Annotated in this window: 15 protein-coding genes and 1 pseudogene; 15 read left to right on the plus strand and 1 reads right to left on the minus strand. The window is 38.3% G+C overall.

Annotation, left to right across the window (positions count from 1 at the left end; translation table 11 throughout):
* The first annotated feature begins 247 nt into the window (after positions 1-247).
* From coaBC to spoVM, 11 genes are all read left to right on the plus strand, one after another.
* A complete protein-coding gene (gene coaBC, locus U8D43_RS08015; protein ID WP_335870666.1) occupies positions 248-1,450 on the plus strand; it encodes a bifunctional phosphopantothenoylcysteine decarboxylase/phosphopantothenate--cysteine ligase CoaBC in 1,203 nt (400 codons plus the stop codon).
* Positions 1,447-3,861 (plus strand): primosomal protein N', encoded by a 2,415-nt coding sequence (priA, locus tag U8D43_RS08020; protein ID WP_335870667.1) that lies wholly within the window; start codon positions 1,447-1,449, stop codon positions 3,859-3,861. The genes coaBC and priA overlap by 4 nt, the downstream gene beginning before the upstream one ends.
* A 24-nt stretch (positions 3,862-3,885) precedes the next feature.
* Positions 3,886-4,371, plus strand: a complete 486-nt coding sequence (def, locus tag U8D43_RS08025) for a peptide deformylase (protein ID WP_335870668.1) — start codon at positions 3,886-3,888, stop codon at positions 4,369-4,371.
* On the plus strand, positions 4,368-5,321 hold the full coding sequence (fmt, locus tag U8D43_RS08030; RefSeq protein WP_335870669.1) for a methionyl-tRNA formyltransferase: 954 nt from the start codon (positions 4,368-4,370) through the stop codon (positions 5,319-5,321). Before def ends, fmt begins: the two co-directional genes overlap by 4 nt.
* Positions 5,314-6,657 (plus strand): 16S rRNA (cytosine(967)-C(5))-methyltransferase RsmB, encoded by a 1,344-nt coding sequence (rsmB, locus tag U8D43_RS08035; protein ID WP_335870670.1) that lies wholly within the window; start codon positions 5,314-5,316, stop codon positions 6,655-6,657. The genes fmt and rsmB overlap by 8 nt, the downstream gene beginning before the upstream one ends.
* Before the next feature lie 214 nt (positions 6,658-6,871).
* Positions 6,872-7,621, plus strand: coding sequence for a Stp1/IreP family PP2C-type Ser/Thr phosphatase (locus U8D43_RS08040; RefSeq protein ID WP_335870671.1), 750 nt, complete (start codon positions 6,872-6,874; stop codon positions 7,619-7,621).
* Positions 7,618-9,591: a Stk1 family PASTA domain-containing Ser/Thr kinase gene (pknB, locus tag U8D43_RS08045; protein WP_335870672.1), complete on the plus strand. Its 1,974-nt coding sequence runs from the start codon at positions 7,618-7,620 to the stop codon at positions 9,589-9,591. The genes U8D43_RS08040 and pknB overlap by 4 nt, the downstream gene beginning before the upstream one ends.
* A 25-nt stretch (positions 9,592-9,616) precedes the next feature.
* Positions 9,617-10,498 carry a ribosome small subunit-dependent GTPase A gene (gene rsgA, locus U8D43_RS08050; RefSeq protein ID WP_335870673.1) on the plus strand — a complete coding sequence of 294 codons (882 nt, stop codon included), beginning with the start codon at positions 9,617-9,619 and terminating at the stop codon, positions 10,496-10,498.
* Between the two features lie 2 nt (positions 10,499-10,500).
* A complete protein-coding gene (gene rpe, locus U8D43_RS08055) occupies positions 10,501-11,160 on the plus strand; it encodes a ribulose-phosphate 3-epimerase (RefSeq protein WP_335870674.1) in 660 nt (219 codons plus the stop codon).
* Positions 11,161-11,392: 232 nt separating this feature from the next.
* Positions 11,393-12,046, plus strand: a complete 654-nt coding sequence (locus U8D43_RS08060; RefSeq protein ID WP_335870780.1) for a thiamine diphosphokinase — start codon at positions 11,393-11,395, stop codon at positions 12,044-12,046.
* Between the two features lie 95 nt (positions 12,047-12,141).
* Positions 12,142-12,222, plus strand: a complete 81-nt coding sequence (gene spoVM / locus U8D43_RS08065; RefSeq protein WP_335870781.1) for a stage V sporulation protein SpoVM — start codon at positions 12,142-12,144, stop codon at positions 12,220-12,222.
* A gap of 203 nt (positions 12,223-12,425) precedes the next feature.
* On the opposite strand, the gene rpmB is transcribed toward spoVM, so the two are convergent.
* On the minus strand, positions 12,426-12,614 hold the full coding sequence (gene rpmB / locus U8D43_RS08070) for a 50S ribosomal protein L28 (RefSeq protein WP_335870675.1): 189 nt from the start codon (positions 12,612-12,614) through the stop codon (positions 12,426-12,428).
* Between the two features lie 467 nt (positions 12,615-13,081).
* Between rpmB and U8D43_RS08075 the strand changes: the two genes are divergently transcribed.
* The 4 genes and pseudogenes from U8D43_RS08075 (at position 13,082) to U8D43_RS08085 (ending at position 15,199) form a co-directional block, all read left to right on the plus strand.
* Entirely contained in the window at positions 13,082-13,612 is a 531-nt protein-coding gene (locus U8D43_RS08075) for a protoglobin domain-containing protein (RefSeq protein ID WP_335870676.1), read from the plus strand.
* Positions 13,613-13,653: 41 nt separating this feature from the next.
* Complete coding sequence (locus U8D43_RS08080; RefSeq protein WP_335870677.1) at positions 13,654-13,809, plus strand: hypothetical protein; 156 nt, start codon at positions 13,654-13,656, stop codon at positions 13,807-13,809.
* Between the two features lie 83 nt (positions 13,810-13,892).
* Positions 13,893-14,162: pseudogene (locus tag U8D43_RS20935) on the plus strand (methyl-accepting chemotaxis protein); the annotation flags it as partial.
* A gap of 674 nt (positions 14,163-14,836) precedes the next feature.
* The gene (locus U8D43_RS08085; protein ID WP_335870678.1) at positions 14,837-15,199 is read left to right on the plus strand and encodes an Asp23/Gls24 family envelope stress response protein; all 363 of its coding nucleotides are present in this window, start codon (positions 14,837-14,839) and stop codon (positions 15,197-15,199) included.
* Positions 15,200-15,213 lie beyond the last annotated feature (14 nt).

Below are 15,213 nucleotides of genomic sequence, written 5' to 3' on the forward strand. Positions count from 1 at the left end.
GGTAGATATCCAAAAATCAAAACCAGCTTAAATCAAGTAATGGTGCCATAGCCAATCTTTAAAAATGGTCATTCCATTTTAGGGAGGGTGCTTTTTTGTGTCAAAATCAGCATCAAAACCCATTTTCGTATAAAAAGAGCCTTATGAAAAGATATTAACTCAGTAAAGTGATGGAAGCCGAAAGAGCGCTTTTCCGTTTCTTACGGTATAATCTTTAAAAAGAATATTTCCTGATGGGGGTTTTAATATGCTTTCGGAAAAAAATATATTGCTCTGTGTATCTGGTGGTATTGCTGTTTATAAAGCAGCTGCTCTAACAAGTAAGCTTGTCCAAACGGGGGCAAATGTGAAGGTGTTGATGACTTCATCAGCACAAGAATTTGTTTCACCATTAACATTTCAGGCGCTTTCTCGTAATGCTGTTTACATAGATACGTTTGATGAGAAAGATCCTTCAGTCATCGCACACATAGATTTAGCAGATTGGCCAGATCTTATTCTTGTAGCACCTGCTACGGCAAATGTAATCGGGAAATTGGCTAACGGAATCGCTGATGATATGCTAACTACTACGTTACTTGCTAGCACAGCGCCAGTATGGATCGCTCCGGCAATGAATGTACATATGTATGACCATCCAGCTCTCCAAAAAAACATTAAGACATTAGCTTCTTTTGGATATAAGTTTGTAGAACCTAGTGAAGGGTATTTGGCTTGTGGATATGTGGGTAAGGGGCGCCTTGAAGAACCAGAAAAAATTGTTTCGCTAATAGAAAACCAATTTTTATCGCCTCAACTATTACAAGGAAAAAGAATATTGATAACAGCGGGACCGACTCGTGAAAGTGTTGATCCAATTCGATTCTTTACCAATCATTCATCTGGTAAAATGGGCTATTCTCTAGCCGAGATTGCTAATGAGTGGGGGGCAGAAGTGACGCTAATATCAGGACCTTCATTTTTACAACCTCCGAAAGGGGTGAATGTAATCTCAGTAGAAAGTGCTCAGCAGATGTATGAGTCCGTCATGGAACAATATCCTAGCCAGGATATTGTGATAAAGAGCGCAGCTGTTGCAGATTATACGCCTATGAATGTGTCGAATAAAAAACTAAAAAAACAAGAGGGCCATTTGATTCTTGAGTTAAAGCGAACCAGAGACATCTTAAAGACATTAGGTGAAACCAAAACGAATCAATTCTTAGTGGGATTTGCAGCAGAAACACACTCATTAGAAGAATATGCGTCTATAAAATTAAAAAAGAAAAATCTTGATATGATTGTAGCAAATAATGTCACCACCGAAGGAGCTGGATTCGGGGGAGATACAAATATTGTCACCCTATATATGAAAGATGGTCACAAAAAGGAATTGCCATTACTATCTAAAAAACAGACAGCTGTGGAGATACTAACGGAAATTTCCAAACGAGTGGAAGGACATTCATGAGAAACACCATCGCCTCCATTATTGTGGATGTACCGGCAAGGCAGACAGACAAAACGTTCGATTATTTGATTCCGGATGAATGGAGTGGGAGCATTCTACCTGGAATGAGAGTAATCGTTCCTTTTGGTCCTCGTAAAGTACAAGGATTTGTAGTAGAACTGAAGTCCACAAGTACTTTTGACAAATTAAAAAAAATATCAGCACCTGTCGATATGTTGCCGGTATTAAATGAAGAGTTATTGGGATTAGGTACCTGGCTAACGAAGGAAACATTGTGCTATAAAGTTTCGGCTTTTCAGGCTATGCTTCCTGCAGCGATGAAAGCCAAGTATGAAAAAGAATTTATTCTTTGCTGCCCTATTTCACAGCTTCCTGTAGAGCTGCAACCTTGGTTTGATAAAGGGAAAAATCTAAGTTGGAAGCAAGCAGAGGCAGACAATCTATTGTCACTTCTCTATCAAGAAGTGAAAAAAGATAATCTTGAGATTTTGTATATTGTAAAGCAGAGAGGCAAGAAACGGAATATTAGAATCGTTTCATTAAACGATAATGAGGATGAAGTTCAACGCACGCTGGCTACGTTGCCGAAAATTGCTCAAAAACAAAAAGACATACTCTCATTTTTGCTAGAGGAAAAGCGCGCACTTCCCGTAAACGATGTTTTAGAAGGTAGTAAAGCGTCGGCTTCCACACTTAAAACGTTAATAAAAAAAGGGTTGGTCAAAGAGTCTACTCAAGAAGTTTATCGTGACCCTTACGGAGATCGCACATTTCAAAAAACCACTCCTCTTGAGTTAACAGTTGATCAAGAATCAGCGATTGCTCCAATTTTTTCCTCTATCGATGCAAACCAACACGACACATTTTTGCTCTATGGAGTAACAGGTAGTGGAAAAACAGAGATTTATTTGCAATCTATTCAACGGATGTTATTGAGCGGAAAAGAAGCGATAGTCTTGGTTCCCGAAATTGCGTTAACTCCCCAGATGGTTCATCGATTTAAAGGTCGTTTTGGTAATGATGTGGCAGTATTACATTCAGGGCTCTCTGTAGGAGAGAAATATGATGAGTGGCGAAAGATTCAAAGAAAAGAAGTGAAAGTGGTCGTAGGGGCTCGGTCAGCGGTATTTGCACCTTTTGAAAACTTAGGTATTATCATCATAGATGAAGAACATGAATCGAGTTATAAACAAGAAGAAAATCCACGGTATCATGCTAGAGATGTCGCCATTCACCGAGCAAAGCAGTACAATTGCCCGGTGATATTAGGCAGTGCTACGCCATCGCTCGAGTCGTTTGCAAGAGCTCAAAAACAAGTGTATACCCTCCTATCCTTGCCAAGTAGGATGAATCAACAGTCGTTGCCGTCTGTGTCGATTGTTGACATGAGGGAAGAGCTAAGAGAAGGTAATCGCTCGATGTTTTCCCGTGAATTGTTTGAAAAACTACAAGATCGTGTAGAAAAAAGACAGCAAACGGTGCTGTTTTTAAATCGAAGAGGATACTCATCCTTTATTATGTGTCGAGATTGTGGATTCGTCCTTCAATGTCCACATTGTGATATCTCGTTGACATACCATCGCTCTTCTAGCCGTATGAAATGTCATTACTGCGGTCACGAAGAAGCAGTTCCGAAAAACTGCCCAGATTGTCAAAGTGATTATATTCGGTATTTTGGAACGGGAACACAAAAAGTAGAAGAAGAACTAACAAAATTATTGCCAGAAGCACGTATTATTCGAATGGACGTAGACACAACAAGTAGGAAAGGTGCCCATGAAAAGTTATTGAACGCCTTTTCTGAAGGGAAAGCGGATATTTTATTAGGCACTCAAATGATTGCTAAAGGTCTAGACTTTCCGAATATCACTCTTGTTGGAGTCCTGAGCGCTGATACGATGCTCCACTTACCGGATTTTCGTTCAGCTGAAAAAACGTTTCAATTATTAACACAAGTGAGCGGGAGAGCAGGTAGACATGAATTACCAGGTGAAGTGGTTATTCAGACTTACACTCCGGAGCATTATTCTATTCAATTAGCCAGTCAGCAAGATTTTGATGCGTTTTATCAGCAGGAAATGAGCATGAGAAAGCTATCGAGTTATCCTCCTTTTTATTTCCTAACACTTGTTAACGTTACACATGAAGATCTTTTAAAAGTGGTGAATATCGCAGAGAAAATGACTAAGTTTATTTCCCAGCGACTTTCAAAAGAGGCAATTGTATTGGGACCATCAGCCTCTCCTATTCCGAGAATAAACGATAGATATCGATATCAATGTCTGATAAAATACAAGCGGGAACCAGGCTTATCAGAAACACTTAAGGCATTATTGGAGCATTATCAAACACAATATTCATCTGAAGGGTTGACGATTTCAATCGATATGAATCCATTTATGATGATGTAAGTATATGTTTATTAGGAGGAAAAAATGGCAATTATTTCTATTGTTAAGCATCCAGCAGAGATTCTTGAACAATCTACTCAACAAGTAACGGTTTTCGATAAAAAGCTAAAAAAACTGTTACAAGATATGTATGAAACGATGATAGAAGCTGATGGTGTCGGTTTAGCAGCACCACAAATAGGTGAGAGTCGATCCATCGCAATCGTAGACATAGGAGATGAGGCAGGGACGATTGAGTTAATTAACCCTGTAATTCTCGAAAGTAAAGGTAAGGAAACAGATTTGGAAGGGTGCTTAAGTTTTCCGGGTCTTTATGGAGAAGTTACCCGACCGAGTTTTGTCAAAGTGCAGGCTCAAGACCGGAAAGGACGGACCTTTGAGATCGACGCAAATGGATTTTTGGCTAGAGCTATCCAACATGAAATTGATCATCTCCAAGGGGTTTTGTTCACGAGCAAGGTGATTCGTTATGTTGAAGAAGAAGAACTAGAAAGGTATGAGAATGAATGACAAAAATCGTATTTATGGGAACACCGGATTTTTCGGTGCCAGTCCTACAAAGAATTATTACAGAGGGGTATGAGGTTATCGGCGTCGTCACTCAACCGGACCGACCTGTAGGAAGAAAGCGTGTGTTAACTCCTCCACCAGTGAAAATAGAAGCCATAAAGCAAGGAATTCCCGTGTTCCAGCCCGAAAAAATTCGTCAAGAAGAAGAAGTTGAAAAAATTCTATCCTTAAATCCTGATTTAATTATCACGGCTGCGTTTGGCCAAATATTACCGACTGCATTATTAGAAGCCCCTCCTTTAGGATGTATTAATGTTCATGCTTCATTACTTCCCGATTTAAGGGGGGGAGCGCCTATCCATTACAGCATTATTCGTGGAAATGAAAAAACTGGCGTGACGATCATGTATATGGTTGAGGCCCTTGATGCTGGGGATATGATTAGTAAAGTTGAAGTAAACATTGACGAGCGAGACCATGTTGGTAGTCTTCATGATAAACTAAGTATGGCAGGATCAAATTTATTAGCTGATACATTGCCTAAACTGATTGCTAAAGAAATTGTTGCGACTCCTCAAGATCATTCAATTGCCACATTTGCACGAAATATTAAACGAAATCAAGAGAAAATTGATTGGTCAAAAACGGGAGAAGAGATTTACAATCACATTCGTGGAATGAACCCATGGCCAGTAGCTTTTACAACTTTAGGAGGATCAGTAGTTAAGGTATGGTGGGGAGAGAAAGTTCAGTCCAAATCAGAGGGAACTCCTGGAGAAGTTATTGAAATCCATGAAGACGGATTTGTAGTAGCAACTGGAAACTTAATAAGTATAAAGATTATATTATTACAACCCTCGGGGAAAAAACAAATGAGTGCGGAACAATATTTACGAGGGGCTGGCTCAGGATTGACCGAAGGAGTTGTATTAGGAGTAGATTATGAGTAAACAAAAAAAATCGGTACGTGAAGCGGCGTTAGAAGTTTTAGAATCAGTTGAAAAAAATCAAGCATATAGTAATCTTTTGCTAAATTCAGTAATAAAAAAATACGAATTAACAGGTCCGGATATTGGTTTAGTGACAGAATTAACGTATGGTACTATTCAACGAAAACTAACACTAGACTATTATTTAACGCCTTTTTTGAAAAAGAAGATTGAAAGTTGGGTTCAGCAACTGCTGAGACTCTCCCTTTATCAAATGCTCTACCTAGATAAAATTCCAGACAGAGCGGTTATTTTTGAGGCGGTTGAAATTTCGAAGCGAAAAGGTCATAAAGGCATATCCGGCATGGTTAATGGTGTTTTGCGGTCGGTTCAACGCGATGGTGTTCAATCATTAGACCTAATTAAGGACGAAGTAGAACGACTCAGTGTGGAAACCAGTCACCCTCTTTGGTTAGTGAATAGATGGGTTGCACAGTTCGGGATTGAAAAAACGAAAAAAATGTGTGAAACCAATATTCTTGCTCCTTTTCAATCCGCACGAGTCAATGTCACAAAAATTACAGTGGATGCAGTCGTTGATATGTTACATGAGGAAGGCGTTGAGGTAGAAAAAAGTGTGATTATCCCCGAAGCAATTCGCGCTATAAAAGGGAATTTAGCGAAAACATCTGCGTTTAAAAAAGGATTATTCACCATCCAGGATGAAAGCTCGATGATTGTTGCATATGCTCTTGGGCTTGAAAAAGGACTAAATGTGCTAGATGCATGTGCAGCTCCAGGAGGTAAAACAACCCATATTGCAGAAAAATTAGACAATACTGGGAGCGTGCTCGCTCTTGATCTACATGAACACAAAGTGAAGCTTATTCGTGAAAATGCTGATAGGTTGGGATTAACCAACATCACAACCAAGACGACCGATAGTCGAAAAGCACAAAATATTATTGATAATGAGTCACTAGATCGTATTCTCGTAGACGCTCCATGTTCGGGTTTAGGGGTATTAAGAAGAAAGCCGGATATTAAGTATAATAAAACAGAAAAAGATCTCATGTCTTTGCAAAAAATTCAACTAGACATTTTGGATGAAGTAGCTCCTCTTTTGAAAAAAGGTGGAATTCTTGTTTATAGTACGTGCACAGTGGACCAAAATGAAAATAAAGGAACGGTAGATGCTTTTTTGGAAAAACATTCAGATTTTGAACTTCATCCGCTGTCGACACTACCTGAATTCGTTCAACCGTTGATTGAAAAAAACACTCTTCAAGTCCTTCCGCAAGACTTTGGTGGTGATGGGTTTTTCATTTCAAGCTTTATCAAAAAAGAATCCTATTAAGAGCCACTTTAGGATAGATTCTCTAACGTAAAACAGGAGAATTTATGGTGAAAGTCGTATTGATATAACAGACCGAAAAAACCAGCGCTAGTCACTAAACGGCTCGAGCACGTCTAGTGGGTTACCGATTATGATGGACTGACTACCTCATGAAGTGCATAATGATATTTGATTGCAATTGTATTGATAGAGAAGATGAAACGAGGTGACGAATATGAAAGCTGTTTTTTTCACAGATACAGGGAAAGTTCGTCAGCATAATGAAGATCATGGAGGAGTTTTTGTGAATTCCCATGGAGACCGCCTTGCTATCGTTGCTGATGGTATGGGAGGTCATAATGCTGGTGATATTGCAAGCGAAATGGCCGTGGAACTACTAGCGCAATATTGGCAACAAACGGATAAGTTCGAAACCGCTCAGGCATCTGAGGACTGGTTCAATACGCATATTTTAAACGTGAATAAAAAGATTTACGAACATGCGAGCGAACATCCTGGGTGTGAAGGAATGGGGACCACTGTTGTGGCAGCAATTTGCACAAATCGTTTTTTGACCATCGCAAATATTGGCGATAGTCGTGGCTACATACATAATGAAACAGGATTACATCAAATGACGAATGATCATTCTTTTGTAAATGAATTGGTGAGAACCGGCCAAATTTCACGCGAAGATGCTGAGATGCATCCCAGGAAGAATGTCCTCCTCCGAGCATTAGGAACTGAGAATTCAGTAGAAGTAGACGTTAAAACCATTATGTTTGAAGAGGAAGATTTGTTACTTTTATGTTCAGATGGACTAAGTAATAAATTGTCTGAGGATGAAATGATGATTATTCTTACATCTTCAACCAGTTTACAAGACAGGGCACAGAATATGATTGGCTTAGCTAATGAACATGGAGGCGAAGATAATATTTCTATTGTTTTGCTTGAATATGTTGATGGCTATGAGAGTAGGTGAAAGGGTTGTTAATAGGAAAAAGAATTAGTGGTCGCTATAAAGTCCTCGAAACGATTGGTGGAGGAGGAATGGCGAACGTATACCTTGCTACAGATATGATTCTTGACCGTGATGTGGCGATAAAAGTTTTGCGGATGGATTTTGCAAATGAAGATGAATTTATTCGACGATTTAAACGGGAAGCCCAATCAGCAACAAGTCTTGCTCATTCTAATATCGTGAATATTTTTGATGTCGGTGAAGATGATGGAATTTATTATTTAGTAATGGAGTATATTGATGGGTTAACGCTTAAGCAATACATACAAAAGTACTATCCTGTTTCGTTGGATAAAGCGATTGATATTATGGAACAGTTAACGTCGGCCATCGAACATGCTCATCAACACCATATTATTCACCGAGATATTAAGCCACAGAATATTTTGATCGATCATGGAGGTACAGTAAAGATCACCGATTTTGGGATCGCCATGGCGTTGACAAATACTTCTATAACACAAACTAATTCCGTCTTAGGTTCTGTCCATTATTTATCTCCAGAACAAGCAAGAGGCGGTATGGCAACCAATAAATCTGATATTTATTCACTCGGAATCGTCATGTTCGAATTGTTTACAGGGCGTCTTCCGTTCTCAGGGGAATCTGCGGTATCGATTGCCTTAAAACATTTACAGGCAGAAACCCCTTCATTGAAAAGATGGAATCAAGAGGTACCTCAAAGCATTGAGAATATCGTATTAAAAGCGACGGCAAAGGATCCTTTTCAGCGTTACAACAATGTAGAAGAAATGCGAGAGGATCTATCTTCATCATTAGATCCAAACAGGTTAAATGAACCGAAATTCTCTGTACCGATTGATGAAGAGGCGACGCGTGCGATACCGGTGATAACGGATCAACACGTTGATAGTCATCTTTCGGATACAAAAATTCATGATACGTCAGAACTCACAAATGTTCAGACGCCGCAACAGCCCATTCAGAATCCAAAGAAAAGAAGGAAATGGCCATGGATATTATTGTTTTTAATGGTAGTGGGATTAGGAACAGCAGCATATTTTGTGCTTCCACAATTGATGGGACCAAAGGATGTAGAAGTTCCTGATATAAGTGAAAAGGGCTTAAGTGAAGCTTATAGCATCATTGTAAACCATGAGCTCGATGTGGGAGCAGAAAAAGAAATTTCCGATGAAGAGATAGAAAAAGGACTAATTATCAAAAGTGAGCCAAAAGCAGGTAGTTTCGTAAAAGAAGGATCCAAAATAGACCTTTTTATTAGTTCGGGTAAAAAAACATATTCACTCGAAAATTACGTTGGCAAAAGTTATGAACAGGCCAAAAAGCAATTAGAAGCAGCTGGTTTTACCGTGAACCAGGAACTTGATTATAGTACTGAACCTGAAGGAACCATCACGAAACAAAGTTTAGAATCTGGGGAACTATTCGTGCCGAGCGAAACAGAAATCACTCTTGATGTGAGTCAGGGCGTTGAAATAGTTACGTTAGATGATTTGCAAAATATGTCATTTAATGAACTTAATAACTATGAAGAAGATAAGAAAATCAATATCACGATTGAAGACGACTACGAGTATAGTGGTACAGTTTCACCCAATCGTGTCATTCGTCAATCTCCTCAACCAGGCACTGAAATAGAAGTAGGATCTACAGTAAAGGTCGTCTTATCAAAAGGAAAAGAGCCATTACCTCCAAGACAAGTGACCAAAACCATTACGATTCCCTATGAGCCTTCAGAGCCGCCAGAGGATTCAAGTCCGAATGAAGTGACAGTTTATTATCAAGATTCAACCGTAAGCAATGAAGAAGTTGATACTTTTCAAATCACAGCCGATAAACCGTACACGTTCAATTTCTATATTGAAGAAGGAGATAAGGCTACGTGGAAGGTGATTAGAGATGGAGAAGTGATTTTGGAGGATGAACTGACATTTGAACAAGCACAATAACGTGAGTGATAAGAGGAGGACTGAAATGCCTAAAGGAAAAATTATCAAAGCTCTGAGTGGATTTTATTATGTTCAAGATGGCGACAGAGTTGTCCAATGCAGAGGGAGAGGGGTTTTTCGTAAAAATAAAATTACCCCTCTTGTAGGTGACTATGTTGTTTTTCAAGCAGAAAACGAAAAGGAAGGCTATCTTTTAGAAGTAAAGCCTCGAAAAAATGAGTTAGTTCGTCCGCCCATTGCGAATGTGGAGCAAGCAATTCTGGTTTTCTCAGCTGTAGAACCTAACTTTAGTACCTCATTGTTGGATCGTTTTCTAGTTTTGATTGAAGAGAAGGAAATCACTCCACTTATTTGTGTGACAAAAATGGACATTGTTCCCGAAGAGATGAAGGGACAAATTCTTTCATATATTGAACAATACCGATCGATAGGATATGAAGTGATCGCCACATCTTCTTTTTCAATGGAGGGACTAGATGAGTTAAGTCCGTATATTCGAGATCAAATCTCTGTGTTTGCGGGACAATCGGGAGTAGGGAAAAGTTCCTTACTAAATGCCCTTCAACCTGATTTAGCTTTAAAAACAGATGATATCTCTTCCCACCTTGGAAGGGGGAAGCACACTACAAGGCATGTTGAACTCATCGCAATTGAAGGAGGGTTTGTTGCAGATACTCCAGGTTTTAGTTCGTTAGAATTTACAAGTATTGAGCTAGATCAATTGCCGCTTTGCTTTCCAGACTTTGTGAAATTCGGTGAAAAGTGCAAATTCAGAGGCTGCCTCCATATGAATGAGCCGAAATGTGCCGTTAAACAAGGGGTGAATTCAGGTGAAATTCCTGAATATCGCTATGAACATTACCAACAGTTTTACGAAGAAATTAAAGACAGAAAGCCGAGGTATTAACTATGATTAAAATTGCCCCATCCATATTGTCAGCCGATTTTGCTCAACTGAAAAATGAAATTGAAGATGTTGAAAGAGGAGGAGCAGATTATATCCATATTGATGTGATGGATGGTCATTTCGTACCCAATATCACCATTGGTCCTTTGATCGTTGCAGCTGTTCGTCCGATTACGAAAATGCCATTAGATGTTCATTTAATGATCGAACACCCAGAACGGTATATTCAGGATTTTGCGAAAGCAGGAGCCGACATTATTACTGTCCATGCTGAGGCGTGTCCCCATTTACATCGTACACTTCAACAAATTAAATCGTACGGGGTAAAAGCGGGAGTTGTTTTGAATCCCAGTACTCCACCTGAAATGATTCAACATGTGCTTGAAGAAGTTGATATGGTTCTGCTGATGACCGTGAATCCTGGATTTGGTGGTCAGTCCTTTATTTCAACTGTTTTGCCGAAAATTACCACCGTTCGAAACTGGATTCGCGAAAAAGGATTAGCCATTGAAATTGAAGTGGATGGGGGAATCAATCCAGAAACTGCGAAGTTATGCTATGAAGCAGGAGCAGATGTGTTCGTTGCAGGTTCTGCTATTTATAGCCAAGAGAATCGTCAACAGGCGATTGAAGCCATCCGCCTAGGAGTATTGTCGAAATAAACAAGAGGAGAGCTTAAGGGGGAGAGTGTTTCTTCAGAAGCCTCCTCTTTTATTTGCGGGTTAGGCTGTTTTCGAGACTTTTGTTTGTAGTTAATTAAATGAAATCTATACTAAAATAGATGTTTCTTAAAATTATCGTTTCAGTAGCAATGATATATAACATAGAGTCCTGTATGAAGACAAGGAAAGTGATTTAGGTTATGAATAGAGTAATAAAACGCTTGAAGGGGTGATAGAATTGAATATTTATATTGTAGGAGGAGGACCTCAAACGGAACTCCCTTTATTATCCGAATGGAATGAAAAAAATGTCCTATGGGTCGGGGTTGACAAGGGTGTTTATATCTTGTTAAAACAAGGGATCATACCTGAAAGGGCATTTGGTGATTTTGACTCGGTATCTCAAGAGGAATGGGAAGAAATTCAACAATATGCCAAGCAGATTAATCAATATCAACCAGAGAAAGATGAAACAGATATGGAGCTTGCCCTAAATTGGGCTGTAAAGCAGAATCCCGACAAAATCCGTATTTTTGGAGGGACTGGTGGCCGACTAGATCATTTTATGGCGAATATTCAATTGCTAATTCGCACAATGAATAAAGAAGAATCAATAAAAATCGAATTGATTGACCGAAAAAATCGCTTGAATGTCTTTCAACCGGGACATTATACAATTGAAAAACTGGATTCCAAAAGATACATATCTTTTTTCCCCGTCAGCCAAGAGGTGAGAGGTTTAACTCTGTCAGGATTTAAGTATGAGTTAATCAATCATCATATTTCATTAGGGTCTACACTTTGTATTAGTAATGAACTAATTCAATTCAATGGTACTTTTTCATTTAGCGACGGCATATTATTGATGGTAAGAAGCGAAGATTAAAATCCTTTCAATCATGTACAAAAAACTTTCCGAAGAATAGAATACAACGTCAATAAGGAATATGGCTTTACGATTCATGAGGAGGGAATTTTACTATGAGATTTTATACCATTAAATTACCAAGATTTCTAGGTGGGCTCGTACGTGCCATGCTTGGAACGTTTAAGAAAGAATAGTAAAAAAAGAAAACACCCGCAGGGGTGTTTTCTTTTTTTATGATAGGCTGTTTTCGCAAATGTAAATAAAATGTGAAAATAATAGGTTTCGAGGGATCCTTTTCGTATGTAATATGTCTATGACAATTCAAAAAATAACTAAGAAACAGGAGGAGATAAAAATAAAAAGGTATTTGCAGTTATGCAAATACCTTGAGCGCGTATTAAACGCGTTCCACTTTACCTGATTTTAGTGCTCTTGCAGAAACCCATACACGTTGAGGCTTTCCGTCTACAAGAATGCGAACTTTTTGAAGGTTAGCGCCCCAAGTACGCTTAGTAGCGTTCATCGCGTGGGAGCGAGCGTTACCAGAACGAGCTTTACGGCCTGTAACTACGCATTTTTTTGGCATGTTATTCCCTCCTCACAAAAATGAAGCTGAATAGTAATTTCAGATTCACAAATCATTCAATATCTCAAACATACTTTAATAATTTATCACACCCCTCACCATAATGCAATACACAAACAAAAACTTATTTAGAAATGTGGTGCCGTTTAGAAAATGGGACGGTTTGCAATAATCCTAAATCATGTTGTGGGACGTAACACACTTTAAATACATTCATAAGAAATTGTAATGGAATAGACAGTTTGGGAAAGTGGGAAATCTAGGACTTAAGATATGAAAGAAATAGGCTGAATTCACTTTTTTTTCATCTAACTTTTGAGTTTGATCAAAAAACGGAAAATATTTGGAAGTTTTTGTTGGAGTCCGTTTCAACGAAAACTGTATAGACAGAGTGTGTTGTACATGTTGGGTTTGATGAAGAAGAAAAAAACAAAGATTTTGTGATGAAAAAGGGAGAAATAAATGTATTGGGTTCTGCTACTTCTGAGAAAATCACTATACTTCATATTACAGAACAAGATTTAAGTAATATTACGACTCTCCAGCCAATGATTGAGGAAAATGTCCCTGAAATAGTCGATTCATGCCATCGAACGATATTGGTAATTCCGCAGTTAGAAACAATCATTAATCAATATAGTTCAGTGGAGAAATTAAGACAAACGTTAACGAGGCATTTTATCGAATTATTTAATGGAGTAATAGATGATGAATTTGTCGAAAAAAGATTATGTGTTGCCATGATCCATTACAGAATTGGCTTAAAGCCCGATTGGTATATGGGGGTATTTCAGACTCTTCAAGAGTGGGTGATTCAATCCGTTTTTGAATTAGAAAGTCAATCAGATCGACAGGTCGTCCTCATCCAATCATCTCTTAAACTATTAAACTTAAAACAGCAAATTGTCGTAGAGAAGTACGAAGAAGGAAATTTTCGTCAACAATCGCAACAATATGAACAAATTAATCTGGATCTTAAAGGGAAATTTTTGACATAAGTACAGAACTTGTTGCCTTTGCAGAACAAACACATGCTTCAATGGAAACGCTCGTTCAGAACAATGTTGAAGTTAAAGAGTCAGTTCACCAAACAAATCAAGAAACGAGTTCCGCACAACAATTAGCGGAAAGTGGGAAAATGAGTATGCTGGAATTAGTCGGGAAAATTCAAGATGTCACGAAAGACACCGAATAAATGAATGGACTTTTTCAACAATTAAAAACTCGAGTCAGAGAATGGTACAAGTCGTTTCACTCGTAAAAGAAATTGCTGATTAAACAAATTTATTAGCATTAAATTCAGCGGTTGAATCCGCAAGAGCCGGGGAGCGTGGAAAAGGGTTTGCAGTTGTCTCTGGAGAGGTAAGGAAGCTTGCTGCACAAACAAAAGGTTCAGTCGCAAAAATTCAAACTTTAGTTAATCAATCCAACTTGATTACGTCAGATGTTACAAATTCTCTTAATCAAGTTGATCAAGCCGTTTTAAGTGGAAAAGAAACAGCTATAAACACAAATACGGTATTTGAAAAAATTGCCGAATCAGCGTAAGAAAGTTCAAAAAGAGCTGCAAAAGTTCAACAAATGATAGATACTTTGACTCTAACCATTCAAGAAATTGGCGCAGCTACCTTGGGTGTGGCACGATCGCCTGAACAACTAAATGAAGCCGCTAACCTAGCTTAGGTTTTCGTGTTGAAAAGATAAACTGAATTACTTTCGGGGTTTGAAAGTGGAGAGGCTTATCTCAATCGATCAGCTTCTCTTCGTAAGAATGCTACTATTTGAATTTAATAGACTATCCTTCCTCCTTGTTTCCAGTGATTTCTACCGAAATGATGCGTTGTGATCTCCCAAAACTTTATTTAAATAATCTATATCCTGCATTGAATAGCAACAATCCTTGCAAACATTCTCTTCACTGATGTTAAAGCAATTGTTATTTAGGAAGATAAGTAAAATTTTTCTATCTTATTCATGGTGAAATAATTGATAGACTTCTTAAAAAAACCGTAGTTAATCCCAAGGTTAATACTAGACACTATGATATGGATGAGGGAATATTAGGGCATATAAGGGGTATTTTATATAATACATGGTTACTTTAGCTTTTAAAAATATAGTAGTTATAGTAAAATGACTTTAGTCAAGCAAGTATTGTATAGTAGCTGTAGGTATGTTTTAAAGAGACTCAGCTCTACTACACATTAAAGGGGGAACGATAAATGTCCATCGAACTAACTAACAAATTAGGGCAAATCGATATTTCAAACGATGTAATTGCTATGATTGCAGGTGGTGCAGCTGTAGATTGCTACGGAATCGTAGGAATGGCTTCAAAAAGCCAAATTAAAGACGGTTTAACAGACATATTACGAAAAGAAAATTTCACACGTGGTGTGATTGTTCGCCAAGAAGCGGAAGAAGTACATATTGATATGTATATCATTGTAAGCTACGGAACGAAAATATCTGAAGTTGCTAATAATGTTCAATCAAAAGTGAAATATACTTTGGATAAAACCGTCGGATTATCGGTTGATTCCGTTAATATTTTTGTACAAGGAGTTCGAGTAACGAACCCGTAGTGAGGAGGAAAGAT

The organism is Bacillus sp. 2205SS5-2, from assembly GCF_037024155.1.
Lineage (GTDB): Bacteria > Bacillota > Bacilli > Bacillales > Bacillaceae_K > Bacillus_CI.

Bases quoted from the DNA above. Each gene is read 5' to 3' on its own strand.
- coaBC (WP_335870666.1), top strand. From the start codon at position 248: ATGCTTTCGGAAAAAAATATATTGCTCTGTGTATCTGGTGGTATTGCT.
- priA (WP_335870667.1), top strand. From the start codon at position 1,447: ATGAGAAACACCATCGCCTCCATTATTGTGGATGTACCGGCAAGGCAG.
- def (WP_335870668.1), top strand. From the start codon at position 3,886: ATGGCAATTATTTCTATTGTTAAGCATCCAGCAGAGATTCTTGAACAA.
- fmt (WP_335870669.1), top strand. From the start codon at position 4,368: ATGACAAAAATCGTATTTATGGGAACACCGGATTTTTCGGTGCCAGTC.
- rsmB (WP_335870670.1), top strand. From the start codon at position 5,314: ATGAGTAAACAAAAAAAATCGGTACGTGAAGCGGCGTTAGAAGTTTTA.
- U8D43_RS08040 (WP_335870671.1), top strand. From the start codon at position 6,872: ATGAAAGCTGTTTTTTTCACAGATACAGGGAAAGTTCGTCAGCATAAT.
- rsgA (WP_335870673.1), top strand. From the start codon at position 9,617: ATGCCTAAAGGAAAAATTATCAAAGCTCTGAGTGGATTTTATTATGTT.
- rpe (WP_335870674.1), top strand. From the start codon at position 10,501: ATGATTAAAATTGCCCCATCCATATTGTCAGCCGATTTTGCTCAACTG.
- spoVM (WP_335870781.1), top strand. From the start codon at position 12,142: ATGAGATTTTATACCATTAAATTACCAAGATTTCTAGGTGGGCTCGTA.
- rpmB (WP_335870675.1), bottom strand. From the start codon at position 12,614: ATGCCAAAAAAATGCGTAGTTACAGGCCGTAAAGCTCGTTCTGGTAAC.
- U8D43_RS08080 (WP_335870677.1), top strand. From the start codon at position 13,654: ATGGAAACGCTCGTTCAGAACAATGTTGAAGTTAAAGAGTCAGTTCAC.
- U8D43_RS08085 (WP_335870678.1), top strand. From the start codon at position 14,837: ATGTCCATCGAACTAACTAACAAATTAGGGCAAATCGATATTTCAAAC.